This window comes from Parvularcula sp. IMCC14364 (assembly GCF_030758415.1).
Classification (GTDB): Bacteria; Pseudomonadota; Alphaproteobacteria; order Caulobacterales; family Parvularculaceae; genus Aquisalinus.
This window is the reverse complement of sequence record NZ_CP132334.1, coordinates 792,681-818,276: the sequence shown is the minus strand read 5'-3', so window position 1 is coordinate 818,276 and position 25,596 is coordinate 792,681. Positions and strand designations below refer to the sequence as shown.

Here is a 25,596-nt window from a genome sequence, read left to right as displayed (position 1 = left end):
TTAATATTTGTACACAAGTCCAGCGTTAATGGTGTAGCCATACTCCTCAAATTGCCCAAGGAAGTCACCTTGTGAGTAACGTTGAGCAGCCTGGAATGGCTCGTCGGTTGTGTTTTTGTAATCAATAAAGAGTTTGAAATTATCATTGATTTTATATTTTGCAGACAGATCAATCTGTGTGTGATCCAGGACGACGCGGTTGAAATCACCCTGGCTGAAGCTGACGACGCCACCCTGAGCATCAAGTTCAATTTCAGCGCCGAGTTCATCCACATACTCATCGCGATATGAAACTGCTGCACGCAGATCCCAAGGACCTTTGTCATACCCGACGATCAGGTTTGCAACATATTCAGACTGGTTTGGCAGTGCTACTGTACCACCAGCATCCAGTTCTACATCTGCATCCACATATGTGAAGTTCACACCTGCGAGAAGGCCGTCCCAAGGAGCTGGCAGAGCATCGAATGTGCGCTGGTAACCAAACTCAATCCCCCAAACCTCGGCATCACCAATGTTCGCTGATGTTGCAAGTTCTTCATAAGTGATGCCATTGAACGTACCGGCGGTTTCAGAGAAAACAGTCGAAATAAAATTCTCGATGTTTTTATAGAAAATGCCACCTTGAATAACAGAGCTGTTATCCGGGTAGTATTCAAGAGACAGGTCGAAGCTATCAGCTTCAGCACGATCCAGATCCGGATTGCCTGCTTCAACTTCATTATCTTCATTGGTCAGTGCACGTGGCGCAACCTCGTTGAAGTTCGGACGTATGATTGATGCAAAATACGCAGCACGACCGATCAGGTTTTCGCTAAACTCGTAACGAGCATTCACGCTCGGCAAAACATCTGTATAGCTGTCTCCGGTTGTGATTTGCGTAATCGTTGCGGCATCTTCATCAACAAGGAAGCCACTCGCTGAATAGTCAGTGTCTTCGATCCGCAGACCACCTGTTAAGCGTAGATTATTGATGTCGGCTTGGGCCATCAGGTAACCAGCCCAAATGTCCTCCTCAGCATCATAGTCTGCAACTCTGGACTCAACCAATGAATCGTCGGCTTCAAGCTCCAATACGGCCGTATTGTTTATGTTCGCGAAAAAGAAGTCACGGACAGCCCCGGCGCTTGGTGTCGTCCCGATCCGATCCAGCGGATAATCAACGATATTCGCAAAATCTGTCAGCAGAACATCATTGACTGGTTCATAAATATCCAGGTCCTGATCATATGACTTTTCGCGTGTCCGATACTTCAAGCCTGTTTTGATGAAACCAGGGTTTTCACCAAACATGACGTCTTTGCGTACATTAAACGTGAATGCTGTCTCTTCATCCTCGGAGATACCATTTGTGAGTTCAATCGCGTTGAGCTCATAATTGTCTGTATCAAAGTAGGCTGCTTCAGCCGCCGAGTCAGGAAAAGCCAGAACCGGATTAAGAGGGTCTGATACATTCAGACCGAATTCACCAGAATCGAATTCGCCCCGGAAATCTGTATCCAATCTGTTTGGCTCAGCTTCTTCAGCGTAGGCAAAGGAGACTTGATAATCGATCTGCCAGATGTCTTTTGTCCACTCACCACCCGCAGCGATTGAGTAGATTTCCTGAGTTTCAAGACGATCTTTGATATCGCGATCAACTTCAAACGGGTCACCTGTTGAAGCGTCGAACACAGCTACATTGCCATCGGCACGGGCAAAATCCGGATCTTCAAACTTGTTCTCAACGCGAGAGCGGAACTCCTGATCTTCAAAATCAGAATACTGCGAATTCAGATACACGCGGTAATTATCGCTGAGCATATAATCGAGGTTCAATGCCAGGTTTGTACGCTCACGTGTGATGAGGTAATCGCGCAGCTCATACTCTTCAGCGAATGAAACGGCGTTGTCGAAGTCCCAACCGCCATCAACTTCCTTGTTTTCGGAACCAAACTCACGGCTCTGATAATTACCTGAGATTGCGACCCCGAAGCGGCCATCATAGTAATTATTAGCGTATGTGCCGGAGATTTTTTCGCCCCATTCTTCTGTCAACTCGCTGTAAATGCCACCGATTTTGAGTTTGGCTAGCGGGTCTTTGCGGCCAAGGCCGGAAAGGGTACGAATTTCGATGTTACCACCGATTGAGTCCCCATCCAGATCAGGTGTCAGGGACTTGGTAATAACAATGCTGTCCAGAACGTCTGAGTCGATAACATCCAGCGGGACCTGACGGTCTTCAGCTTCTGGTGACGGCAAGCGCACACCGTTAACCGAAACAGAGTTCAGATTCGGGTCAATACCACGGATTGAGACGAAACGGCCTTCGCCCTGGTCATTCAGAACATTGACCCCCAATGCACGTCGTGTTGCTTCAGCCACGTTTTCATCTGGCAGCTGACCAATCGCATCTGAAGAAAGAACCGTAACGATGTTATCAGCAGCGCGCTGTTCGTTCAGAGCCCGCAGCAAGGCACCGCGCTGACCAATAACAACGATGCTGTCTTCCAGTTCAACCTCTTCTCCCAATGAAACTTCCACGCTGGAAATATCATCAGCATCTTCAAGGTTGACGGAGACACTCGCCTCAGGCGCACCGATGTAAGTGATGCGCAGATCGTAGCTGCCAGCTTCCAGGCCAGTGATGCGGAATGTCCCGTCACGCTCAGTAGTGACGCGCTGGCCAGTTTGTTGAACGCGAATTTCCGCGCCGCTCAATGGAACAGATTTCGAACCATCTGTGACGCGGCCAGTGATTTCTGCGGCTTGTGCAGCAGACATGGCAAGAATGGAAGCGGCGCCAAGTAGCGCGATAGTTTTTTTCATCGGAGAACCCCTGTAAAAATAGACCCAATGGACGCTATCTGCGCCAGATTTGTTACAGAGATTTTTCAGTTACATGACCATTCAGTGACAGCGCATTATGCCTCGACTGACTGTTGCCGGGCGGGCACAATGGTCACGCTTTCGCCGCAGCCGCAGGCGTCTGTCTGGTTTGGATTGTTGAAGACAAACCGGGAGGACAGTTTCTCGACCACGTAATCGATTTCCGTGCCGAGCAGGAACAGGATCGCTTTCGGGTCGATGAAAATGGTGACGCCGTTGTCTTCAACCACTTCTTCCAGTGGCTGTGCTGCTTCTGCATAGTCCATCGTGTATTCCATACCGGCGCAGCCGCCATTTTTGACACCGATGCGCACACCAATGAAGTTATCTTCTGCAGCTGCCATGATTTCCTGCATCCGCGTCGCGGCTTCATCCGTCAGGGTTACAGCCTTGGGTCTTGGTCTTCTTGCCATCACATCCATCCGAGTTCGAGTTTGGCTTCTTCCGACATCCGCTCTGGTGTCCAGGGAGGTTCAAACACCATTTCGACAACAACTTTTTTGACGCCCTCGACTTCCGTAACCGCATTCTGAACCCAGATCGGCATTTCGCCGGCAACAGGACACCCCGGGGCCGTCAGGGTCATGTCGATAACCACCAGACCCTGATTTTCGCCTTCGGGCTCATAATCGACACGATAGATCAGCCCCAGTTCATAAATATCTACCGGAATTTCAGGATCATAAACACTTTTCAACGCTTTCACGATGTCGGCCGTAATCCGGTCGAGCTCTGGCTGAGCGGCAACAGCAGCGGCATCGCCAGCTGAGGCTGTGGATTGGTTACCACCGGAAAGGTCAATAATATCATGCACTTCAGACATATTCTTTATCCCAGCATATTATGCGCTTTGTGCAGCGCCTCAACAAATACATCAATCTCTTCGTGACTGTTATACGCGGCAAATGATGCCCGTGCCGTGGCCGTAACGCCCAGTTTGTGCATCAGCGGCTGACAGCAATGGTGCCCTGCCCGCACGGCAACGCCTGAGCGGTCAAGGATCGTGCTTACATCATGTGGGTGCGCGCCCTCCAGATTGAAAGCAACAACCGGGCCTTTTTCAGGGTCGCGGCCATAAAGGGTAATGAAGTTCAAGGCCCCCAACGCCTCCATGGCATGATCAGTCAACGCCCGTTCATGCGCCTGCACTCCCTGAATATCCTGCTGCATGACCCACTCAACCGCTGCGCCCAGCGCGATAGCTTCGGTTATCGGCGGTGTTCCTGCCTCAAAGCGGTGTGGCGGATCATTATAGGTGACCTCATCCTGTGTCACCTTGTCGATCATCTCGCCGCCGCCGCGGAACGGGGGCATCTGATCCAGAATTTTTTTGCGTCCGTACAGAACACCAATCCCATTGGGACCATAGACCTTGTGTCCCGTCAAAATATAGAAATCGACGCCCAGCGCCTGCACATCAACAGGCCCGTGCACGGATTTCTGGCACCCGTCCACAAGCATGAGCGCGTTATGCGCATGGGCGATTTCTGCCATTTCCTGCACCGGCGGCTCACAGCCCAGAACATTGGACAGCCCTGTCACGCCGACCAGTTTTGTGCGGTCAGAAAACAGCGCCTCAAAAGCCGCAAGGTCAATATCGCCATCTTCTGATACATCAAGCCACTTCAGAACGATGCCTTTGCGCTCACGCAGTAGATGCCAGGGTACAATATTGGAATGGTGCTCCATGACGGAGAGGATGATTTCATCTCCTTCCTGCAACTGCGCGACACCAAGCGAATGTGCCACAAGGTTGATGGCATCCGTGCCCCCCATGGTGAAAATTATTTCATCCTTACTGGCGGCATTCAGATATTTCCGGACACTCTCACGCGCTGTTTCATAATCAGCCGTTGCCTTGTTGGACATGAAATGAAGGCCGCGATGCACATTGGCATAGCCCCCGGTCAACACATCCGTCATGCGCTCTATAACAGCTCTGGGCTTCTGCACTGATGCTGCGTTATCAAGATAGACAAGGGGCTTGCCGTAAACTTCCTGCTCAAGGATTGGAAACTGGGCGCGCATGGCAGTCAGGTCAAAGGTCATGATTGCTGCTCCATGAACGCGCCCACACGTTCCGTGAGCTGTGCGCGCAAGGCATCATCTTCCACGTCATCCAGCACCTCACCCAGAAAGGCGTCAACCAGAATAGCCCGCGCCTGATGCTCGGAAAGCCCGCGCTGACGCATGTAAAACAGAGCCTGATCATCCAGTGCGCCGGCTGTGTTGCCATGCGCGCATTCCACATCATCAGCATAGATTTCCAGTTCAGGCTTTGCATTGACTTCCGCTTTTTCCGACAGAAGCAAGGCGTTATGTGCCATGCGGGCATCAATTTTCTGTGCCCCGCGCGCCACGAGGAATTTCCCCTGAAAGACGCCGCAACTGGCATCCGCCAGTACACCCTTGACCAGTTCGCCCGTGACCCCGCGCTCGGCAAGGTGATGCACTAGGGTTGTCATATCAAGATGGTTCTGCTGGTTCAGAAGATAGGCCGCATTCAGCGTCGCCTGGCTGTCAGGTGCGCCTTGCACAAGCTGCGTCTCAAGACGCGTCAGGCGCCCGCCAAAAGCCACCGTTGTTTGGTGAAAACGGCTGCGCGCCTGCAAATCAAGCAGAGCTGTGTTAACGGTAATCGCTGCGGGGGCAGCTTCCTGCAAAACGATCCGTGTCAGAACCGCCTTCTCTGAAAGTGAAAATTCCGACAGGCTGTTGGCCAGCCAGGCCTGCTCACCGCCAGTGAATTCCTCAACAATAGTGGCCCGTGCGCCTTCAGACAGCCTGATGCGAACTCTTGTCTGGTGCATCCCGGTACCATCAGAGAGGTAGCGCAGGTGCACAGGCTGTGCGCACTCTCCTGTGATTTCGAGTGTATGCGTCTGATCGACCAGCGACGCGGCCAGTTGTGGCATTGCAGCGGAAACGGTTTCTTCGCGCTGTGCACCGACCAGATAGCGGATCTGCTCCGGCACGTTCTCCGGAGACGACATCAACTGTCCATTGGCAAAAGTGAATGTCAGGGCATCCGGCACGGGAAGGCCCGCCGACATGCTGCCGGCAAATTTATCCGAAAGGGCAATCGGCCCTTTCAGTACACCGCGCAAATCTGACCAGCGCCAGTCTTCCGTGCGCCGCCCCGGCAAGCCCTGCGAGCGCAATAGCGCCGCATCGTTACCGGCAGGCAACAGCGCCAGAAGCGAGTTTTCAGAATCTGTGTGTTTCAGCTGCTGTGCCATTAGGCCGCCTCACCGACAAATTTGTCGTAGCCTTCTGACTCCAGCTCCAGCGCCAGTTCCGGCCCACCCGTTTTCACGATGCGGCCATCAGCCAGAACGTGAATGCGGTCTGGTTTGATATGATCCAGCAGACGCTGATAATGGGTGATGACCAGAAAGCCACGATCGGGGCTGCGCAGTTCGTTCACGACAGTGCCAACCATTTTCAACGCATCGATATCGAGGCCTGAATCTGTTTCATCCATGATCGCAAAGCGCGGCTCGAAGATTGCCATTTGCAGCATCTCCATACGCTTCTTTTCGCCGCCGGAGAAACCAACATTGAACGGACGCTTCAGCTTTTCATCGGACAGGCCAACAACCTTGGCCTTTTCACGCACGAGCCGCAGGAAATCGGCAGCGCTTACCTCTTCTTCGCCGCGCACTTTACGCTGGGCATTGAGGCTGGTGCGGATGAAATTCATGGTGGCAACACCGGGAATTTCCATCGGGTGCTGGAAGGAGAGAAACAGCCCGGCTCCGGCGCGTTCTTCCGGCTCCATATCAAGAAGGCTGTCGCCTTCCAGCAGAATATCCCCTTGCGTGATCTCATAGTCATCACGGCCCGTAACCGCATAGGACAAGGTAGACTTGCCAGAGCCGTTTGGGCCCATGATCGCGTGTACTTCGCCGGCCGGCACTTCCAGGGAAAGACCTTTGAGGATGTCTGCCCCACTTACGGAGGTGTATAGGTTGTCGATTTTAAGCATTTCTGTTCAGAAACTCCTGTTTGTCCTGTTCACTTGCATACAGAACTTCCGTGTAGCGTTCATTTTCACTGCCATGAGCGACTTCATAAATCGCATCGGCGATATTCGCAGGATCATAGAATGTGCCGGCCTGCACTGTGCCCATGATGGTGACTGTGGCGAGATAGATGTCGTCTTTGGCATATTGCGGTGCAAGGGCGAGCACGGCGTTGCGCATGGCCCCTTTCGTGACGGCAAGGCCGGGGGCTTCTGTAACCAGTGTGGGGTCGAGCGCCGACCCCCCGCCTGTGGCGATGATTGTGCCACCGCCATTATCCGCCATTGTTTCTCCCGCTGCACGCATGGCGGCGACGGCAGAGCCCGCGCCAACGGTGACTTCACCCATCAAGTCAGGCCCTGTCAGTTCGCGCCAGCCTTTGGCAACATAAAGCGAAGCGTTGTACAGTAGCACATCGACACCGCCCAGTTCTGCGATGGCCTGACGCACACCTTTATCCGTACTCTCCATATCAGAGAAATCAGCGGCGACGGTTTTGACCGCAACATCTTTCAGGCCGTCATCTTCTGCATAGCCCTCAAGTTTCTGTTTGTTCCGCGCCAGCAGCGCCAGATCGTAGCCGCCTTTGGCAAAAGCGCGCGCAATGGCCATGCCATTACCCGGCCCGACACCACAAATAATTGCTTTTTTATTGGTCATTATCCAACACTCCCCTCAAGTGATACCTGCACCAGTTTCTGCGCCTCAACGGCAAACTCCATCGGCAGTTCCTGCAATACTTCGCGGCAGAAGCCGTTGACCAACAGCGCCACTGCTTCTTCTTCGTCGAGGCCGCGCTGACGGCAGTAAAACAACTGGTCCTCCGACAGGCGCGACGTTGTTGCCTCATGTTCCAGGATCGCTCCTGCATTCTTGCACTCCACATACGGGACAGTGTGTGCGCCGCACTGATCGCCAATCAAGAGGGAGTCACACTGGGTGAAGTTACGTACACCATCTGCCTTGCGGTGCACGGAGACGAGGCCGCGATACGTCTGGTCAGACTTGCCTGCAGAGATACCCTTTGAAATGATCCGGCTTTTCGTGTTCTTGCCCAGATGAATCATCTTGGTGCCCGTGTCTGCCTGTTGATGGTTATTGGTGATCGCGATTGAGTAAAATTCGCCAACCGAATTATCACCGCGCAGCACACAGGAGGGGTATTTCCAGGTAACCGCAGAGCCTGTTTCGACCTGAGTCCAGGATACTTTGGAATTGTCTCCCCGGCAGTCGGCACGCTTGGTTACAAAATTATAGATTCCACCCTTGCCGTTTTTGTCGCCGGGATACCAGTTCTGCACAGTGGAATATTTTATCTCGGCATCTTCCAGCGCGACCAGCTCAACCACCGCCGCATGGAGCTGGTTTTCATCGCGCATCGGCGCTGTACACCCTTCCAGATAGGAAACATAGGCGCCTTTTTCCGCAATAATCAGCGTCCGCTCAAACTGGCCTGTATTGGCTTCGTTGATCCGGAAGTAAGTGGACAACTCCATCGGGCACCGCACCCCCTCGGGCACATAAACGAATGTACCGTCCGAAAAAACTGCCGAGTTCAAGGTGGCAAAGAAATTATCCGTGACCGGCACAACGGAACCAAGATATTTCCGGACCAGTTCAGGATGCTCCCGGATTGCTTCCGAGATCGACATGAAGATCACGCCGGCTTTCTGCAATTCAGCCTGAAAGGTTGTTGCCACAGAAACAGAGTCGAAAACGGCATCCACCGCGACCTTCGGGCTCGCCCCGGGATTGGCACCTGTGCGCGCCTCTGCGGCACTTGCCGCGGCTCCTTCCACGCCAAGCAGAACCTCTGCCTCACGCAGCGGGATGCCGAGTTTCTCAAAATCGGCGAGAATTTCTGGCGGCACATCATCAATGGACTCATATTTCGCGCCAGCTTTTGGCTCCGCGTAATAATAGTGGTCCTGATAATCAATGATCGGATAATCAACATGCGCCCATGTCGGCTCGTCCATCTGCTGCCAGCGCCGGAACGCTTCAAGTCGCCAGTCGAGCATCCATTGAGGCTCCTCTTTCTTGGCAGAAATATAGCGAACTGTATCCTCGTTCAGGCCTTTTGGCGCCTTCTCGGATTCGATATCCGTCACAAATCCGTGCTTGTACGTCTCAAGCGACCGGGCCGTGTCGATGGTTTCCTGATCAATACGTTCATTTACTGCTGTCATGATTGCGGTAACTCCAAAGCTGGTACGAGCAGGGCAAGCATTTCTGCCCCCTCGTCACGATCCTTGCCAATCTCCTTGTATTCTTCAGAGGTCAGCCATTCCATGAGGGCGGCTTCATCCGGGAAGGACATCAGTATCAACCGATCCCTGTCCCAGTTGCCTGCCAGCACTGTCGGGTTGAAATCTGCGGCGAGCATGGTGCCCTTGAATTTCGAGAAAACTTCCATGAACCGGGACGCATACCGATCATAGGCCTCTCGATTCTTGATTTTCACCTGCGCCGTAAAATAGACGGTCATGCCGCTTTGCCCCTTCTGGCACGGGCATAAGCCTCGCCCCATTTTTCGATAAACAGATCGATCATTTCTTCTGTGGTGTCCCAGCCGAGTGAAACGCGCAGCGCACTAGCAGCGTCTTCTTCGCTAGCGCCCATGGCAGTCAGCACATGGCTGGCCTTGACCTTGCCGGAGGAACATGCCGACCCGGAAGAAACAGCGATCCCTGCCAGGTCCATCGCCATGACTTGCGTTTCTGACGAAAAGCCGGGTGCTGAAAAACAGGTTGTGTTGGGCAGTCGCTCCGTGGCCGCGCCCCAGATTTTCAAACCTTCAACACCTATGGCGTTCAGACCAGTCTCCAGTTTATCCCGCAACAGTTTCAAGTCAGCCATCTGCTGCATGTCAGCGGCCCTTGCGGCAGCGCCAAGCCCGGCAATCGCGATCATATTTTCAGTGCCAGCGCGGCGGCGCAATTCCTGACCGCCCCCCTGCATCAATGGCTCCAGCGGGATGCCCGGCTTGGTTGCCAGCGCCCCGACACCTTTTGGGCCACCAAATTTATGTCCCGCAATGCTCATCAAATCAGCCTGCAAATCATTAAATGACACATCAATCTTCCCGACTGCCTGAGCAGCATCCACAAACAGGAAACCACCCCGGGCAAAAATTTCGCGCCTGACCGGCGCAAGGTCCTGAATGACACCGGTCTCGTTATTCGCCAGCATCAGACAAACCATGAAGGCACCATCTTTCTGTGCCTCCCGGTTTTGCAGTTCAGCCAGCAACTGATCCGCATCATAGGCCCCCGACAGGAGGGGGCTCATAAGTTTTTTTGTCGCCAGGCCAGATTTCTCGATGGCTTCTGCGCAGTTGATGACTGCATCATGTTCCGTGGCAGAGATATAGAGATGGCGCACGGGGTTTTCCGCCCGGCGCACCATGCCCCAAAGTGCCATGTTGATGGCTTCCGTGCCACCACCCGTAAACACAAGACCATTGGTCGGGGCATCGACAAGCTGCGCCAGTTCCTGCCGGGACTGTTCCAGCAACCCCTTCGCCTTGCGCCCCTCGGTATGTACCGATGACGGGTTGCCCGCATCCATGGCGGCAATCATCGCCTCGCGCACAGCAGGCTTGAGGGGGGTCGTTGCATTATGATCGAGAAAAATACGCGCCATCAGGATACTTCCCGTGCCGGGTCAGCATCATCCAGCGGGTTGATCATTGCACGACCAAGAACGCGCTTGGCGGTTACGTCTGCCAGCGTGATCGAGCCCAGAAAGACATCGATATGCCGCCCCAATTCATCCCATAGGTCATGAGTCAGACAGCGCACGGATGTGCCACGGCACCCGATAGCCTCCCCCGGCAGACAGGCCGTTGTGCGAATAGGCTCATCAACCGCCCTGACAATATCAGAAATGCGGATGTTGTCCGGTGTCTGTGCCAGCATATATCCGCCGGATGCACCGCGCTGGCTTGCCACCAGATCGGCGGCTTTTAGTTTTCTGAACAACTGCTCCAGAAAGGCGACAGAAATTTTCTGGCGCTCGGATACTTCGGACAGTGACACGGGATCATTCCCGGCTACTGCAGCCAGGTCAGCCATGGCGGTGACAGCATATCGTGCTCTGGCGGTCAGCTTCATTGATTCTATTGCTCTTTTCTGGCTTTTGGCCAAAAACGTGCTATAGCCACACGTTCAACGGCTTCTTTCGTGACAAGACGTAAGAAACCCGACCAAATTAGTCAACATTTCAGGGCGGCTGAAAATCAATGAATCTCAGTATTCTTTATATAAAATCCGAGTTGGTCACTCGGGATAACATTCCCGCCCCGACGAACCCATAAGGTCATTCATGCCTGAAGTCATTTTTGCCGGCCCGGAAGGCCGTCTCGAAGGTCGTTACCAAAAATCCCGCAGCGAGGCCGCGCCGATCGCGCTGATCCTGCACCCACACCCGCAGTTTGGCGGGACCATGAACAACAAGATCTGCTACGAGATGTATCACATGTTCGCGCGGCGGGATTTTGCCGTGCTGCGCTTTAATTTTCGTGGCGTAAACAAGAGCCAGGGTGAATATGACCAGGGCCAGGGAGAACTTTCCGACGCGGCAACCGCGCTGGACTATCTGCAGTCGCTCAACCCTAATGCCCCGTTTGTCTGGGTTGCCGGGTTCTCTTTTGGCGCCTGGATCGGAATGCAACTTCTGATGCGCAGGCCGGAGATTGTCGGTTTTCTCTCCGCATCAGCCTCGGCAAATCTGTATGATTTCACCTTCCTTGCGCCCTGCCCGTCATCGGGCATCGTCATTCACGGTGAAAATGACAAGATTTGTCCATGGGAAGAAACCAAGGACATGGTTGAAAAAACCCGCACCCAGAAAGGCCGGAAGGTCGATTTCGCCATGGTGCCGGGCGCAGACCATTTCTTTGAAAGCCATGCGGACGAATATATGAAAACCGCCGAAAGCTATCTCGACTATCGTCTGGCACAGCCGCCGGAAGGCGAATATCACGACTGATCAGTCCAGAGACAACCGATCACGATAACGGCGACTGACCGGCACCTGCATTTCTGACGTGAGAAGCAGTTGCTGGTCACCTGCTGCTGCGGGCCTGATCTGTTCTATGGCCTTGCGGTTGACCAGCCATGAGCGGTGCACCCTTACTGTATCCGCGCCAGCAGCCACAAGCTGGTCTTCAAGCGCTGTCAGTGTCATGCGGGCAAGATGTGTTTTGCCCTGCGAAAAGAGCTCTACATAATTCCCGGCAGCTTTGGCCCATTCAATCTGATGGGCATCCAGAAAAATGCTGCGCCCGCCACATTTGAGCGTCAACCGGCTGAACTGCCGGGCCTCCTGCCGGGCACCGGCGAGTTCCTGCTGCAAAGTGGCATTGTGCTGGAATAATCCGATAACTGCGAACGCTGTCCAGAAACTGACCACATCCTTTCTGAACTCATAAACAAACTCACCGAGCAGGCTGCTGCCGGATGGGACGAAATCATAGGCTGCGCCAATAAAAACCGGCCAGCAGATTTTGCGTAACAGGACCATCAGCACCACATGGAGCACGGAGAATGCAATCATGGCGAGGAGATAAACGGGCAGGCGCCGACGCCAGTTATCCAGATTGAGTGGCGTCCGGATCATCAATATCAACAGCCCGAATAACAGCAGCAGAATGACCACCCTGCTGGTCACTTCACCGGTCAGAACCTGCCCCCAGATGGGCATTTTCCCGACACGCTCCGCTTCTGAGATATGGGAAAGAACCTCCACGATGGTTGTAACGGTCAGGAATATGCCGAGCGTCAGGATCGCTGCCAGACCGGCGGAAAGTTCCCGTCGCTGGGCGTGTTCAAGCGCACTTATGGCTGGATTATTTTCTTCAGATTGCTGCATGAGCACCATTAAGCGGGAGTTGATCGCCTGTGACAATCCAGCAAGGCCAGATTTCGTCCCTGCCTGGATACCGCCTGTCCCACAGCCGCTTTCTCTGGTCCCTGATGAAAGCGGATGCGCGCCTCTCGTCCTGCCCGGGGGTCCCCTGCCCCAAAATCATGGCCCGCTGAACGAAGTGTCGGCAAAAAAAGCAGACCAGCAGCAAGGACCATTTTCATGACACAACAAGCAGATTCCTGTCAGCGACGTTACGATCTCGACTGGCTCCGCGTCATCGCCTTCGGCTTGCTGATCTTTTACCATATCGGCATGTTCTATGTGACATGGGACTGGCATGTGAAAAGCCCGTATGCGGGTGCCACACTGGAACTGCCAATGATGCTGCTGAACCCGTGGCGGCTGTCACTGCTGTTTTTTATTTCGGGCGTTGCTATCCGGTTTGCCTCTGACAAGTCACCGCTGCTGCAATACGCTGGCTCCCGCAGTTTCAGGATCGGCATCCCCATTGTGTTCGGAATGTGTGTGCTCGTTATGCCGCAAACCTGGTTCGAGTTACGGCAGGCAGGTCTGGTTGATGACACTTTCGCCGGTTTTTATCAGAACTATCTGAGCCTGGACCAAGTTTATCCGGTGACCACCCCGACCTGGAACCACCTCTGGTACATTGTCTATCTGCTGGTTTACACTCTGATACTGGTGTTGCTGGTGCCATTTTTCAGACTGGCAAAAACGCCGTTGGCGCAATTCATCCGGCTCATATCAGGGGGCGAAAAAGCTGCTTGGCGGCTGCTGCTTATCCCTGCCATCCCTTTTCTGATCTATCGGTTTTCACTGACACCACATTTCCCCACGACACACGCCCTGACAGATGACTGGGCAAACCATGCCATCAGCTTTTCATTTTTTCTGCTTGGGTATCTGATTGCGAAAAACGATGACTTCTGGTTGGCAGTGCGCAAATCATTACGCCCAACGGTTATTATTGTCGTGCTGTCCGTTCCTGTCCTTGGCTATTTCTGGGTCAACTGGGATTCGCTTGTGCCAGACACGGCGTTCATAAACGTATTGCGCGCCTGGCGTGTGCTTTATGCCTGGTGGGTAATTGTCCTGCTGCTGGGGCTGGCTCAGCGCTTTCTGAACAGGCCTTCACCTGTCCTGACCTATATGACCGGCTCGGTGTTTTCCTGGTATATCCTGCACCAGACGATCATTGTTGCTGCCGGATACTATCTTGCCCAACGGCAGCTTGGAGGCATTACAGAGTTTGCGCTGGTACTGATTATCACAGTCAGTGGCTGCCTGATTATCACCGAACTGGTGCGGCATATTCCTGTCCTGCGACTGGTCCTTGGCCTGAAAGGCAGGCGCAATAGCGCGCTGACGCCGGTCAGTTCCGTTCCTTGTCCACCAGCTTCTTCCCCTGGAGGAGCATAGGCATCATCCCTCTGAGGTTTTCTCCCACTTCCTCGATTGGATGTTCCGCATCAAGCTGACGCTTGGCCTTGAAATTCGGCTGACCGGCCTGACATTCCAGCATCCAGTCGCGCACGAATTTGCCTTCCTGAATATCTTTCAGCACCCGTTTCATTTCTGCCTTGGTATCTTCGGTAATCAGGCGGGGGCCAGTCTTGTACTCTCCGTATTCAGCTGTATTGGAGATAGAATAATTCATGTTCGAGATACCGCCTTCATAAATCAGATCGACGATAAGTTTCACTTCATGCAGGCACTCGAAATAGGCCATCTCCTTGGAGTAACCGGCTTCAACGAGCGTTTCAAAACCTGTGCGGATCAATTCGACAAGCCCACCACACAGGACCGCCTGTTCACCGAACAGGTCTGTTTCACATTCCTCGCGGAAATTCGTTTCAAGAATACCGGCCCGGCCACCGCCAATCGCCGCCGCATAGGAAAGTGCCAGGTCGCGTGCCTTGCCGGATGCATCCTGATGGACCGCAATCAGACAGGGCAAACCATTGCCGGCCTCATATTGCGCACGCAGGGTGTGACCTGGTCCTTTTGGGGCAATCATGATGATGTCAACATCCGTACCCGGCTCGATCAGCTTGAAATGAATGTTGAGACCATGGGCAAAAGCCAAGGCCTTGCCGCCGGTCAGGTGCGGCTCGATATGATCCTTATAGATATCCTTTTGCAGTTCATCCGGTGCCAGGATCATGATGAGGTCCGCCCATTTGGCCGCCTCGGGCACGGACATGACCTTGATACCGTCTGTCTCGCATTTTTGCGCGGTAGCCGAGCCCTCCTTCAGGGCAACGACGATATCACTGACGCCACTGTCACGCAGGTTGAGCACGTGCCCACGCCCCTGCGAGCCGTAGCCCACAACAGCGACTTTTTTGCCTGCAATCAGGCTGACATCAGCATCATCATCGTAAAAAACTTGCATCTTAAATCCTTACAGGCACCCGTGAGGCCACATCTTGGAGGTTTCTTTTTCGTCAGCCGGTGATTGAGCAATTTTCAACCAGAAATGCAACAGCTTCTTTCGCATCTGCGAAACGCGGCCAGTCGGCAGTCTGGCCGTTGAACCAGGTCATCTGGCGCTTGGCAAAACGGCGTGTATGGCGCTTTGCCAGCTCGGTTGCTCCCTCAAGATCAGCATCACCGGCAAGATATGACGCCAGCTCCGGCACACCGAGGGACTTCATGACTGGCAGGGATGCTGGCAGCTGTCTTGCCAGCAGCGCCTCCACTTCGCGCACCGCCCCGGCGGCAATCATGTGATCGAAGCGAGTATCGCAATGCGCATACAGCGTTTCACGGGGGGGATTGATAATGGCTTTCAAAATCGGCCCCTCTATCAGGGGGCGTTTGGGCAGGGCCTGAAACTCTGACAGGGGAAGTGCGGTATGGGCGAACACTTCCCAGGCACGCACCAGCCGCTGACGATCCGCTGCTGGCAAGCGCGCCATCAGCGGATCAACGGCGATGACTTTCTGCCGGAAAGCGTCCGGGCCAATGTCATCATAAAGCTCCTGCGCCGCCTCACGCACAGACGCCGGCACGTCCGGGATCGGCGATAGCCCTTCATCTAGCGCTTTGAAGTATAGCCCCGTGCCCCCAACGATGACCGGATGCCGCCCCCGGGCACGTACTTCTTCAATGATCGCTGCTGCCTGCCGCGCCCAGACACCGGCGGAACATTTCTCCGCGCCATCCATCTTGCCGTAAAGATGATGCGGCACACGGCGCATCTCGTCTTGAGCGGGGCGCGCGGTCAGTACACGTAAGTCCTGATAGACCTGCATGGCGTCCGCATTGATGATCTCGCCGTCAACAGCTTCTGCGACCTGCAGCGCGGCAGCAGACTTGCCGCTGGCAGTGGGCCCTGCAATAAGGATAGCTGGTGTTCGATGATTTTCTTCCATTCTCAGGCGAGTAGCACAAATGTCCTATATTCTCACCCTTGTCTGTCATCCCGCGACACCGGCCTTGATGCCCCGGCTTCTTGATGATGTCCGCACACTCACGCATGGCGCATTGCGTGTATTGGCAGAAGGGATTGCGGCTGAGGTTGAAACGGCAAAGCCCTTGAGCGCTGAAACGCTTCAAGCCATCCGTGAGCTGACCGAAAATTTGCCCATAGATATTGCTGCGCAAGCCGCAGCAGGCCGGGAGAAGAAACTTCTGATTGCCGACATGGATTCGACGATTATTCAGCAGGAATGCCTTGATGAGCTGGCTGCATTTGCCGGTAAACAGGCAGAAATATCTGCCATCACCGAGCGCGCCATGCACGGGGAACTGGACTTCGAAGCCGCTTTGCGTGAACGGGTCTCAATGCTCGCCGGACTGCCAGCAAGTAAGCTGGACGAGACGCTGGAACAGCGCATCACGCTGACCAGTGGTGCCACAGAACTGGTCAGGACCATGAATGCACGCGGGGCAATGACAGCATTGGTTTCAGGTGGCTTTACGTATTTTACCCACCGGATCGCCCAGGCTGTCGGCTTTCTGGAAAATCAGGGCAACGTCCTGACCATCAGGGATGGTTTGCTCACTGGCGATCTGGAAGAGCCGATTTTCGGCCGGGCTGCCAAAAAAGAAGCGCTGGAAAATATCTGCACGCTTGAAGGTCTGACGCCTGCGGAAGCCCTTGCCGTTGGAGACGGTGCCAATGACCTTGATATGCTGCAGGCAGCAGGCACGGGCGTTGCCTTCCATGCCAAGCCGATAGTTGCAGAAGCTGCGCGCATCCGTATTGATCACGCAGACCTGACAGCCCTGCTATATCTGCAGGGCATTCCAAAGGCAGAGTTTATTACGGCCTGATCAGTTCATAGAACATCATGTCGCCGCGCTGTACGAATATCTGCAACGGGCCTGAATTCAGGTTACGCAGCTTCTCCATGCGCTCGACAAGATCATCAGGATTCTCCACCGGCTGATAGCCAAGTTCGAGGATCACATCGCCCGGACGCAGTACGCTGGCCGCCGGACTATCCGGATCAACAGCAGTCACGACCACACCTTCAACATTACTGTCGAGGCCGAAAGCATCGCGGATTGCCATTGTCGGCTGTTGCAGGATCATGCCTGACGTTGCAGCCGCACCACTTGGCAGATCACTCTGCATCAATTCAAATGAGCCAAGTGCGGCAAAGTTTGTCTCACGGCGGTCAATCGTCACCCGCAGATTGACAGGGCGTCCTTCACGCAAAACACGGATCGTTACCGTTTTACCGACAGGCGTGTCAGCGACTGCGCGTGTCAGATCACGCACTTCCGCGATCTCCTTGCCGTCATAGCGAATGACAAAGTCCTGTGACTGCATTCCGCCCCGCAATGCCGGGCTGTTGCTGCGCACTGTCATGACCATGGCGCCTTTATTGTCTTCCAGGCCGTAATCACTGGCTTCTTCCGGCGACAGGTCAGCCAGGTTGACGCCGAGCCAGCCACGCATGGTTTCACCAAATTCTCTCAGTTGGCGAACAATACCCTCTGCCAGTTCTGACGGCACGGCAAAGCCGACGCCAACAGAGCCACCGGTCTGGGAGAAGATCGCTGTGTTGATACCGACAACCTCGCCGTCTGTATTGAACAGCGGCCCCCCGGAATTGCCGCGATTGATGGCAGCATCAGTCTGGATGTAATCATCATAAAGGCCACTGCGGATATCGCGGTTCTGGGCAGAGACGATGCCAGCAGAAACAGATCCGCCAAGGCCGAACGGCCCCCCAATCGCCAGCACCCAGTCCCCAACTCTCAGTTTTCTGGAGTCGCCGAATTCGACGGCAGGCAGCCTCGGAGCATTGCGGATTTGCAAAACAGCAAGATCAGTTTCCTGATCAATACCGATGGCATCGGCATCATATTCCGTGCCGTCTTCCATGGTGACTTTGATTTCGTCTGCGCCTTCAATCACGTGATTGTTGGTGACGACAATACCGCTCGAATCGATAATGAAGCCTGAGCCAAGAGAGACCGCCGGGTTGTTCAATTTGTCCTCAAAGCGACGCAGCTGTTCATTTTCACCAAAACTGGACCCCAGATTTTGTGACGAGGAAATGCTGACGACAGCAGGGGCAAGATCTTCAACCAGATCAGCAAAACCGTTTGGTGTGCCCCGTGCCGTCGCAGGGGCCAGGCAAAGCGCCAATACCGCCAGAACTGACAGGGTAAGTTTGTAAGGTGACAGCTGAGCCTGCATACCGATACCTCTCATAATTTATGATCGCCCGGATCAGGCGCTCTCATTAACTATAAATAGCGTAGCCCAACCGTAAGGGCGGGCAAGCGAAAACCTGCCGGTTTTCGCTGTTGTAACATGCCTTTGATGAAAACCGGGACGAAAATACGTCTCAATTTCCGTTCAAGTTATTGAAATACCTGAAGAAGTCAGAATCCGGCGAAAGGATGATGGTTGTTTCATCGTCCTTCAGCGCGGTCTCGTAAGAGAGCAATGACCGATAGAAGGCGAAGAATTCCGGGTCCCGGTTATACGCATCTGCAAAGATCGCATTCCGCTCGGCGTCCGCGCGGCCACGTATTTTCTGTGCTTCTTCCTCAGCGGTCGCAAGAATGGTAATAACCTGCTTGTCAGCTTCTGACGTGATGATCTTGGCTTCCTCATCACCTTCCGCGCGGAGACGATCGGCTTCCTGGACATATTCTGACTTCATCCGGTCATAGACCCGGGCCGCGTTTTCGTCGGGGAAGTCTGCACGTCTGATGCGCAGATCAATGATCTCAACACCAAAACGACTTGCCTGCAGTGCCGTGCGGCTCTGAATTTCCCGCATCAGCTCCGTACGCCGCGTGGTAATGATTTCATTTATGCGCACGCCGCCCAGCACGTTTCTCATATTCGTAGTCAAAAGCTGGGAGAGACGCTGATTACTGATACGGCGGATATTGTCAAAGTTTGCCGACCCCTGCCGGAAGCTTTGATAATACAGCAACGGATCAGTGATCTCGTAGCGGATGAAAGCGTCAACATTCAGCCGCTCTTCGTTGGACGCAATAATCGGCACTGCCTGCGGCATGTCGAATTCAAGGTTCCGCTTATCGACAAAAACAACATCGTTGATGAAGGGGAACTTCATCTTCAACCCTGGCTCGGTCACGGTGAAAACCGGATCACCGAGTTGCAGGACGATTGCCTGCTGCTTTTCATTGACTGTGAAGAATGTCTGACTGCCGACAACAACGACGACTGCCAGAATGATGATAGCTGCACCACGCATAATATTTGGCATGTTAATTTCCTAGTTCGACGCTGTTGATCTGCTGCGGGTCAATTCATTCAGGGAGAGATACGGAACCGTGCCCCCTGCCTGATCGTCAATGACAATCTTGTTCATGTCACTCAACACACTCTCGACTGTTTCGAGATACATGCGCTGGCGCGTGACCTCCGGCGCTTTTGCATACTCGGTGTAAATATCATTAAACCGTGACGCTGCACCGCGTGATTCTGCCACAACGCGTGCTTCATAGGCCTGAGCCTGGAAGATTTTCTCTTGCGCTTCACCGCGGGCACGCGGCACTTCGCGGTTCGCATAGGCCTGCGCGACGTTGATTTTCTGCGCTTTTTCAGAGCGGGCGTTGATCACATCAAGCTGGGTTTCGATCACCTCAGTGGGCGGCTCGGCCTTGTCGAAGTTGACGGAGAGAATTTCGATACCCGACTCATAATTATCGAGCGCTTCCTGCATGATCACCTGCATCTGCTCTGGCACGATGGCACGGCCATTGGTCACCAGCGGATCAAACTCGCTGCTGCCGACAACTTCTCGAACAGCGGCTTCGGCAATCGCCTTGACTAGTTGCTCCTGGTTTTCGACATTGAAAACATATTTGGCCGCACCCGGCATTTCACCCGGCTCGGTGACGCCTTCCTGGATTTTCCAGTTCACGGACAACGTAACATTGGCGATATTGAGGTCACTGGTCAGCATCGCACTCTCGTCAACGGATCTGCTGTTGATGCCAACATCAATCGACCTGTCCTGGGCAACCAGCACGATCTCTTTTGACTGCACAGGCGGGAAATGGACGCGCATACCGCTGGCCTCAACGCCGGAATATTTGCCAAATGTGGTGACGACTGAAACTTCACCGGGCTCAACACGATAGAAAGCGTTGAGGCCGTACAGAATGACAAATGCCCCGACGATCAGAAGCATTGCCGGTCCCTTGGGCAGTCCCTCGAGTCCCGTGCCGCCGCCAGAGCCGCCGCCCTGACCACCGCCCATGCTGCGCTTGAAGCGCTCACGACCGGACTTCAAAAGGTCTTCGAGGTCAGGCTGCTGACCGCCACCGCCGTTATTGCCACCGCCATTACCGCGTGGAGGCTGGCCCCAGGGCCCACGATTTCCATTGCCCGAACCGTTACTATTTGATCCGTTCCCGCCAGGCTTGTCTGTCCAAGGCATATGAGTTCCTGTATCTTTCAAGTTGAATAGGGACTAGCCGTTAGCCCGTTTCGGTTATATATGACACTGAAATTCGGAATCGCAATGCTGCGACCTGATTTTAGTTGGTTTTCAACGACTTGAGCAGGCTTTCCCCCAAAAATTCGAGATTTCTATGAACTGGTTCAGCAAAAACCCGAACGGCCTGGAAGTGGAAGCAGCGCTTCGCGCCGCCCTCTCCAGCGTGATTGATCCGCGTACGGGCAAGGACGTTCTGACAACAAACTTTGTCACCAGCGCCTCCTTCGCCGATGGCGAAAATGGCGCCAAGGTGACGATTACGGTTGAACTGCCCGGCGGTCCCAGCCCGCTGAATGACAAACTGCAGGCTGAAATCAAAGACAGGACCGAGGCTGTTGACGGTATTTCCAAAGCGATTGTTGTCGCCACCGCCCACAAGGCGAAAGTGACGCCGGATAGCCCGCGCGGCGGCCATGCCAATCCATTTGGCGTGGAAGGCAGCAAAGTATCCGAAAATATCGTCATGCCTTTTGTTCGCCGGATTGTCGCCGTGGCCAGCGGCAAGGGCGGCGTTGGCAAGTCAACGATTGCCGCCAACCTGGCAGTTGCCTTTGCGCAGGCGGGCTATCGTGTCGGCTTGATGGATGCGGATATTTACGGCCCTTCCCTTCCCGTTCTGTTTGGTCTCAAGCAGAAAGCCTCTTTCGCAGATGGCCAGATTCAGCCAATGGTCGCTTATGGCGTAAAGCTGATGTCGATCGGGTTGTTGATCCCTGAGGAAAAAGCGATTGCCTGGCGTGGCCCGATGGTCATGGGGGCAGTGCAGCAACTCTTCACTGAAGTGAACTGGGGGGAGCTGGATATCCTGTTGATTGATACGCCGCCCGGTACCGGTGATGCGCACCTCACCCTGTTACAGAAAACGCAACTCTCCGGCGCTGTGATTGTCTCAACGCCGCAGGAAATGGCGCTGGCCGATGTGCGACGCGGGGCTGCGCTGTTCCGGCAGATGGACACACCTGTCCTCGGATTGATCGAGAATATGGCCTATCTTGAACAGGAAGACGGCGAGCGGCTGCCCCTGTTTGGCGAAGGCGGTGCCCGCAAGGCAGCAGAAGAACTTGACGTGCCGTTTTTAGGCGAAGTACCGCTCATTCCATTGATCCGGGCAGCCTCGGATTCCGGCACACCGCTTGGCGCCTATGATCCGGACAACCCCAATGCTGCCCTCTTCCGGGACCTGTCGCAGCAAATTGCCGATAAACTCAGTCTTGTGCCGGGCGAGCAGGCTTCGTAAGGATATTGTAACATGCCCGCAGGATACTTGTGCACATGACCACGAACGACATTGAACTTGATTATGCCTACCTGACACAGCAGGCGCTGCGCCGCGTGGTTCGGGATGTCCTGTCCATTACAAAGGAATTGGGCGATGTACCGGGCGATCATCACTTTTATATTGAGTTTCTGACCCGTGCCCCCGGTGTGAATGTCTCCGACGGGCTGCTTGGGGCTTACCCTGAACGCATGACGATTGTTCTGCAGCACAAGTTTGAAGACCTGCAGGTCCATGAAGACCATTTTGAAGTCACCCTGCATTTCAAGGGTGAACCAGACCGGCTGATCGTCCCCTACGACGCCCTCACCAATTTCGTAGACCCATCCTGCGATTATGCCCTGCGCTTTGAACCGGCCGACGCGGCAGAGGATGCACCCGCCGGAGACGAAGAAGCGCCAGCGCCTGAAAATACTTCATCAAGCGCGAAAAAAGATGAGAGCGCCAGTGACGACGCCAGCACGCCTGATACATCCGCTGAAGTTGTCAGCCTCGACGCATTCCGCAAAAAATAACACTGCCCCGAAAGCGCCTGCTTTTCCCCTTAACAGCTCTGCTTTCAGCGCATATCCTGTGCGAGAGAATCATATGGCGGTATAACATGAAAAAGCACGTTATCGTTGGTCTGGCCTTCCTTGCTGCGGTCTTCCCGGCGGCATCCCTGGCACAAATCGAGAGCGAAACACTGGAACATCCGGACGAGATCGTTACCGAAGAAATTCACGCACAGACTTACATCAACTATCTCTCACCACCGGAATCCACGAATTATACCTCCGAAATAGATATCTCACGGATGCGGCTATTGTCTGAGATAGATCTTGCTGCGGTACTGGCTGAGCTTGACCGGCAGGTGCAGGGTTGCACAGATTTACGCGTGTCCATGGAAAACGAGATTGGCGGGGGACCGGGGTCCTGGTTTGTCAATCCACTCTGGGTCAAGAAATACCAGAACTGTGTGCTGCAGAAGCGCACGGATCTGCGCAAGTTTGGCAATGTCCTGAAACTTGTGCTCGACAGCAGGGTGATCGAAGGCGGAGAGCAAGGCGCAACATTGCGCACGGAATTGATTGACCGCCTGCGCGCGAGACACTCGCAAAGTACGCAGCGCATTGATCAGGAACTGAAAACGCAGCGCCAGTTTGTTACTTATTACAACACTGGTGAAAAAACCTACTGACCCTCAGAGGACGCACAGCCGCCCCTAAAGATCGAAAAGATTCTCGTCCAGTTCATGGCTTTCAGGTGCACCATCAAGGGGGCGCACCAGAATGGCGATCTGGTTCACATCGCCGATAAACTTCTCTGAGGTCAGCCGCACAACCTGGCGGTCATCGCGCCAGAAAACGCCGTTCAGCGCATCAAGGCAGGCTTTCGCAATGTTATCCACGTCATGCGCGCCCCGCTTGTCATCCCGAACGCTGGTCCAGATATGCACTTCAAATGGACCAAACCAGGGTCGGCGGCTTGCCACTTCGCGGCGGCAGAAATCCGCCACCAGTTTCTTTAACCGACGGGTTTGCGTGGTGGCTGCATCAATACGCAGGAGCGCTGTATCACCGCGAAAGGCGATCTGCACTTTACCCTTACCCCGGAACCCTGTTGATCTCATGGGACTATTGTAAACAACCTGCCCCCGGCGCACAGCCCTTCCCTGTTGAGCAGGTCATGCCACGGAAAACTGACAGGACCGGCAGGGAATGCTATGAGGAGCGCTGGAGCCCTTCATGCTGAAATTATTTTTTCCTGTGTTTTGTGTCTGCGCCCTGCTTGTCGGCTGCGCGGCAATCGAGACGCAAACCCGGCCAACATTACCGGAGCCTGTCAGCAGCCTGCCTTACAGGATTGGCGAAAGCGGCGTTTTTGAGGTGGATGTTCTGCTGGATGAGAGTGGACCCTACACGATGTTGATTGATACTGGGGCAACGATCTCAAGCCTGTATGACGACACGATCCGCCTCCTTGGACTGCCGGAAGTAACCGGCGAAAATATTATTGTACACGGACTGTCACAGAGTTCATTACAGCCAGTGGTGCGACCATCGCAATTACAGCTTGGCGACATTATCCGCACAAATCTGCGCATGGCTGTTCTGCCTGAGCCAAGGGAGGCATTTGGCCCCGCTGGCGTGCTCGGCATGGATTTTCTCAAGGATTATGTTGCCCTGTTTGACCATGAAACCAGCACCCTGTCTTTCTACCAGCCAGAGGCAATCAAAGACTATCCGTTCGAAGGCTGGCAACGGATTACCTTAAGCAAGAACCCTTACTCGGAACGCGACTTTAACCTGTTTTTTTTGACCATCCGCATTGGGAACAACACCGTACCGGCGGTTTTTGATCTTGGTGCCTCTTTCTCCCTGATGAACTGGGCGGCCGCCAATTCACCCGAAGTGCGGCTGTTGCGGCGCCAGCTTCGCAACCAGTGGGAGGTCAATGGCGCTGTGGGGTCATTTACTCCGAGTGTTCGGGTCACCTTCGATTTCCTGCGCAGCAACAGATATGTCTGGGAAAACTGGACCGTCTTCGTGACAGACCTGGAACCGCTGGAAGTTATGGGGGGTAATGGCCAGCCCCTGATGGTGGCCGGCGCTGACCTGTTCCGAGATACGAGTTTCGCAATGGATTTCACTCGTGGCCTGATATTCATCAGGCCCTCTCCAAGGCACAAGGCAACACCATGAGTGTCGGCACCTGGATGCAGGTCGTTCAGTCCTGCTCATCCCACGGCTGAAGCATGACAAACATGGATATCTGTATTGCGCCAAAGATAGTAGCGAGAATGACGGCAAGAGTGCTGAAAGCAATCAGTTTACCCGCAGATGACATTACCAGAGAACGTATATCCCCCAGATTGTATACGAACAATATCGCAATCACGGCGGCGGCTATTCCTGCACCAATAGCGCCATGCACAATAAAATATCGCACCAGTTGCGGCATATAAGGTCTCCCGAAATCAAGGTAGCATAGCACACTATGAGGCATTCGACATGGCGGATGATATATCCCTGAAATGTACCTGCGGAGAAGTGACGGGTAAGGCGGCGGGCCTTTCAGCAGAAAATACCAACCATATCATTTGCCATTGTGCAGATTGCCGGACTTTTGTCGAGCATCTGGGTGGCAGGACAGAGCCTGAAGGCGGTGTACAGATTACACAGATGTCCCCTGCGCGGATCAGGATAATACAGGGCACCGAAAACATCAGATGTCTGCGGCTTTCTGAAAAAGGACTGTTCAGATGGTATACCGACTGCTGCAATACTCCGATCGGGGCAACACCACCCTCAGCCGGGATTCCATCTGTGGGTATGCTCCACAACTTTATTGACCTGCCGCCAGAAGCGCGGACATCTGTATTTGGTCCTGTTCGCGGGCATGTTTTCCTGAATGAAGCAACCGGCACAGCCGAACAGGCTGCCGCCATCCCGAAAGCCGGTTTGGCACTGTGGGTGCGCATGTATGGTATCGTTATCGGCTGGAAACTGCGCGGCGACGCCAGGCGCAATTTCTTTTTCAAGGACGGACAACCGATTGCGCGGCCCGAAATCCTGTCTGTGACACCCTGACTGTGACATGCATAGTGTCG

Annotated in this window: 27 protein-coding genes; 8 read left to right on the top strand and 19 right to left on the bottom strand. The window is 54.1% G+C overall.

Annotated features, from left to right (window positions below; translation table 11 throughout):
- From RAL90_RS04000 to RAL90_RS03950, 11 genes are all read right to left on the bottom strand, one after another.
- A complete protein-coding gene (locus tag RAL90_RS04000) occupies positions 1-2,808 on the bottom strand; it encodes a TonB-dependent receptor (protein WP_306253234.1) in 2,808 nt (935 codons plus the stop codon).
- A gap of 95 nt (positions 2,809-2,903) precedes the next feature.
- Complete coding sequence (locus tag RAL90_RS03995; protein WP_306253233.1) at positions 2,904-3,281, bottom strand: iron-sulfur cluster assembly accessory protein; 378 nt, start codon at positions 3,279-3,281, stop codon at positions 2,904-2,906.
- Positions 3,281-3,691 carry an SUF system Fe-S cluster assembly protein gene (locus RAL90_RS03990; protein WP_306253232.1) on the bottom strand — a complete coding sequence of 137 codons (411 nt, stop codon included), beginning with the start codon at positions 3,689-3,691 and terminating at the stop codon, positions 3,281-3,283. Before RAL90_RS03990 ends, RAL90_RS03995 begins: the two co-directional genes overlap by 1 nt.
- 5 nt (positions 3,692-3,696) lie before the next feature.
- Positions 3,697-4,917 (bottom strand): SufS family cysteine desulfurase, encoded by a 1,221-nt coding sequence (locus tag RAL90_RS03985; protein ID WP_306253231.1) that lies wholly within the window; start codon positions 4,915-4,917, stop codon positions 3,697-3,699.
- A complete protein-coding gene (sufD, locus tag RAL90_RS03980) occupies positions 4,914-6,107 on the bottom strand; it encodes a Fe-S cluster assembly protein SufD (protein WP_306253230.1) in 1,194 nt (397 codons plus the stop codon). Before sufD ends, RAL90_RS03985 begins: the two co-directional genes overlap by 4 nt.
- Positions 6,107-6,856, bottom strand: a complete 750-nt coding sequence (sufC, locus tag RAL90_RS03975; RefSeq protein WP_306253229.1) for a Fe-S cluster assembly ATPase SufC — start codon at positions 6,854-6,856, stop codon at positions 6,107-6,109. Before sufC ends, sufD begins: the two co-directional genes overlap by 1 nt.
- Positions 6,849-7,553 carry an SDR family NAD(P)-dependent oxidoreductase gene (locus RAL90_RS03970; RefSeq protein WP_306253228.1) on the bottom strand — a complete coding sequence of 235 codons (705 nt, stop codon included), beginning with the start codon at positions 7,551-7,553 and terminating at the stop codon, positions 6,849-6,851. Before RAL90_RS03970 ends, sufC begins: the two co-directional genes overlap by 8 nt.
- A complete protein-coding gene (gene sufB, locus RAL90_RS03965; RefSeq protein WP_306253227.1) occupies positions 7,553-9,082 on the bottom strand; it encodes a Fe-S cluster assembly protein SufB in 1,530 nt (509 codons plus the stop codon). The genes RAL90_RS03970 and sufB overlap by 1 nt, the downstream gene beginning before the upstream one ends.
- Positions 9,079-9,381: a DUF1330 domain-containing protein gene (locus RAL90_RS03960; RefSeq protein ID WP_306253226.1), complete on the bottom strand. Its 303-nt coding sequence runs from the start codon at positions 9,379-9,381 to the stop codon at positions 9,079-9,081. The genes sufB and RAL90_RS03960 overlap by 4 nt, the downstream gene beginning before the upstream one ends.
- Positions 9,378-10,538, bottom strand: coding sequence for a cysteine desulfurase family protein (locus RAL90_RS03955; protein ID WP_306253225.1), 1,161 nt, complete (start codon positions 10,536-10,538; stop codon positions 9,378-9,380). Before RAL90_RS03955 ends, RAL90_RS03960 begins: the two co-directional genes overlap by 4 nt.
- Positions 10,538-11,008 carry an Rrf2 family transcriptional regulator gene (locus RAL90_RS03950; RefSeq protein WP_306253224.1) on the bottom strand — a complete coding sequence of 157 codons (471 nt, stop codon included), beginning with the start codon at positions 11,006-11,008 and terminating at the stop codon, positions 10,538-10,540. The genes RAL90_RS03955 and RAL90_RS03950 overlap by 1 nt, the downstream gene beginning before the upstream one ends.
- 211 nt (positions 11,009-11,219) lie before the next feature.
- Here RAL90_RS03950 and RAL90_RS03945 point away from each other — a divergent pair, with 211 nt between their 5' ends.
- Entirely contained in the window at positions 11,220-11,885 is a 666-nt protein-coding gene (locus RAL90_RS03945) for an alpha/beta hydrolase (protein ID WP_306253223.1), read from the top strand.
- Here the strand turns inward: RAL90_RS03945 and RAL90_RS03940 are convergent, their stop codons facing one another.
- Positions 11,886-12,767, bottom strand: coding sequence for a LytTR family DNA-binding domain-containing protein (locus tag RAL90_RS03940; RefSeq protein WP_306253222.1), 882 nt, complete (start codon positions 12,765-12,767; stop codon positions 11,886-11,888).
- A gap of 216 nt (positions 12,768-12,983) precedes the next feature.
- On the opposite strand from RAL90_RS03940, the gene RAL90_RS03935 reads away from it, so the two are divergent.
- On the top strand, positions 12,984-14,201 hold the full coding sequence (locus RAL90_RS03935) for an acyltransferase family protein (RefSeq protein ID WP_306253221.1): 1,218 nt from the start codon (positions 12,984-12,986) through the stop codon (positions 14,199-14,201).
- On the opposite strand, the gene ilvC is transcribed toward RAL90_RS03935, so the two are convergent.
- Positions 14,155-15,177: a ketol-acid reductoisomerase gene (gene ilvC, locus RAL90_RS03930; RefSeq protein WP_306253220.1), complete on the bottom strand. Its 1,023-nt coding sequence runs from the start codon at positions 15,175-15,177 to the stop codon at positions 14,155-14,157. The two genes, RAL90_RS03935 and ilvC, sit on opposite strands and share 47 nt — an antisense overlap.
- A 52-nt stretch (positions 15,178-15,229) precedes the next feature.
- On the bottom strand, positions 15,230-16,159 hold the full coding sequence (gene miaA / locus RAL90_RS03925) for a tRNA (adenosine(37)-N6)-dimethylallyltransferase MiaA (RefSeq protein ID WP_306253219.1): 930 nt from the start codon (positions 16,157-16,159) through the stop codon (positions 15,230-15,232).
- 19 nt (positions 16,160-16,178) lie between these two features.
- On the opposite strand from miaA, the gene serB reads away from it, so the two are divergent.
- On the top strand, positions 16,179-17,063 hold the full coding sequence (gene serB, locus RAL90_RS03920; protein WP_306253218.1) for a phosphoserine phosphatase SerB: 885 nt from the start codon (positions 16,179-16,181) through the stop codon (positions 17,061-17,063).
- On the opposite strand, the gene RAL90_RS03915 is transcribed toward serB, so the two are convergent.
- The 3 genes from RAL90_RS03915 to hflK all read right to left on the bottom strand — a co-directional run bounded on the left by RAL90_RS03915 (position 17,053) and on the right by hflK (position 20,668).
- Positions 17,053-18,456, bottom strand: coding sequence for a Do family serine endopeptidase (locus RAL90_RS03915; protein WP_306253217.1), 1,404 nt, complete (start codon positions 18,454-18,456; stop codon positions 17,053-17,055). The genes serB and RAL90_RS03915 overlap by 11 nt on opposite strands.
- Before the next feature lie 136 nt (positions 18,457-18,592).
- Positions 18,593-19,489: a protease modulator HflC gene (hflC, locus tag RAL90_RS03910; RefSeq protein ID WP_306253216.1), complete on the bottom strand. Its 897-nt coding sequence runs from the start codon at positions 19,487-19,489 to the stop codon at positions 18,593-18,595.
- A gap of 9 nt (positions 19,490-19,498) precedes the next feature.
- Positions 19,499-20,668, bottom strand: a complete 1,170-nt coding sequence (gene hflK, locus RAL90_RS03905; RefSeq protein ID WP_306253215.1) for an FtsH protease activity modulator HflK — start codon at positions 20,666-20,668, stop codon at positions 19,499-19,501.
- Positions 20,669-20,822: 154 nt separating this feature from the next.
- On the opposite strand from hflK, the gene RAL90_RS03900 reads away from it, so the two are divergent.
- The 3 genes from RAL90_RS03900 (at position 20,823) to RAL90_RS03890 (ending at position 23,184) form a co-directional block, all read left to right on the top strand.
- Entirely contained in the window at positions 20,823-21,965 is a 1,143-nt protein-coding gene (locus RAL90_RS03900) for an Mrp/NBP35 family ATP-binding protein (RefSeq protein WP_306253214.1), read from the top strand.
- Between the two features lie 35 nt (positions 21,966-22,000).
- On the top strand, positions 22,001-22,519 hold the full coding sequence (locus RAL90_RS03895; RefSeq protein WP_306253213.1) for an SspB family protein: 519 nt from the start codon (positions 22,001-22,003) through the stop codon (positions 22,517-22,519).
- 86 nt (positions 22,520-22,605) lie between these two features.
- Complete coding sequence (locus RAL90_RS03890) at positions 22,606-23,184, top strand: hypothetical protein (RefSeq protein ID WP_306253212.1); 579 nt, start codon at positions 22,606-22,608, stop codon at positions 23,182-23,184.
- Positions 23,185-23,208: 24 nt separating this feature from the next.
- Here the strand turns inward: RAL90_RS03890 and RAL90_RS03885 are convergent, their stop codons facing one another.
- A complete protein-coding gene (locus tag RAL90_RS03885; RefSeq protein ID WP_306253211.1) occupies positions 23,209-23,616 on the bottom strand; it encodes a RusA family crossover junction endodeoxyribonuclease in 408 nt (135 codons plus the stop codon).
- 115 nt (positions 23,617-23,731) lie between these two features.
- On the opposite strand from RAL90_RS03885, the gene RAL90_RS03880 reads away from it, so the two are divergent.
- Positions 23,732-24,688, top strand: coding sequence for an aspartyl protease family protein (locus RAL90_RS03880; RefSeq protein ID WP_306253210.1), 957 nt, complete (start codon positions 23,732-23,734; stop codon positions 24,686-24,688).
- A gap of 25 nt (positions 24,689-24,713) precedes the next feature.
- On the opposite strand, the gene RAL90_RS03875 is transcribed toward RAL90_RS03880, so the two are convergent.
- On the bottom strand, positions 24,714-24,947 hold the full coding sequence (locus RAL90_RS03875) for a hypothetical protein (protein ID WP_306253209.1): 234 nt from the start codon (positions 24,945-24,947) through the stop codon (positions 24,714-24,716).
- 50 nt (positions 24,948-24,997) lie between these two features.
- On the opposite strand from RAL90_RS03875, the gene RAL90_RS03870 reads away from it, so the two are divergent.
- Complete coding sequence (locus RAL90_RS03870; RefSeq protein ID WP_306253208.1) at positions 24,998-25,576, top strand: DUF6151 family protein; 579 nt, start codon at positions 24,998-25,000, stop codon at positions 25,574-25,576.
- Positions 25,577-25,596 lie beyond the last annotated feature (20 nt).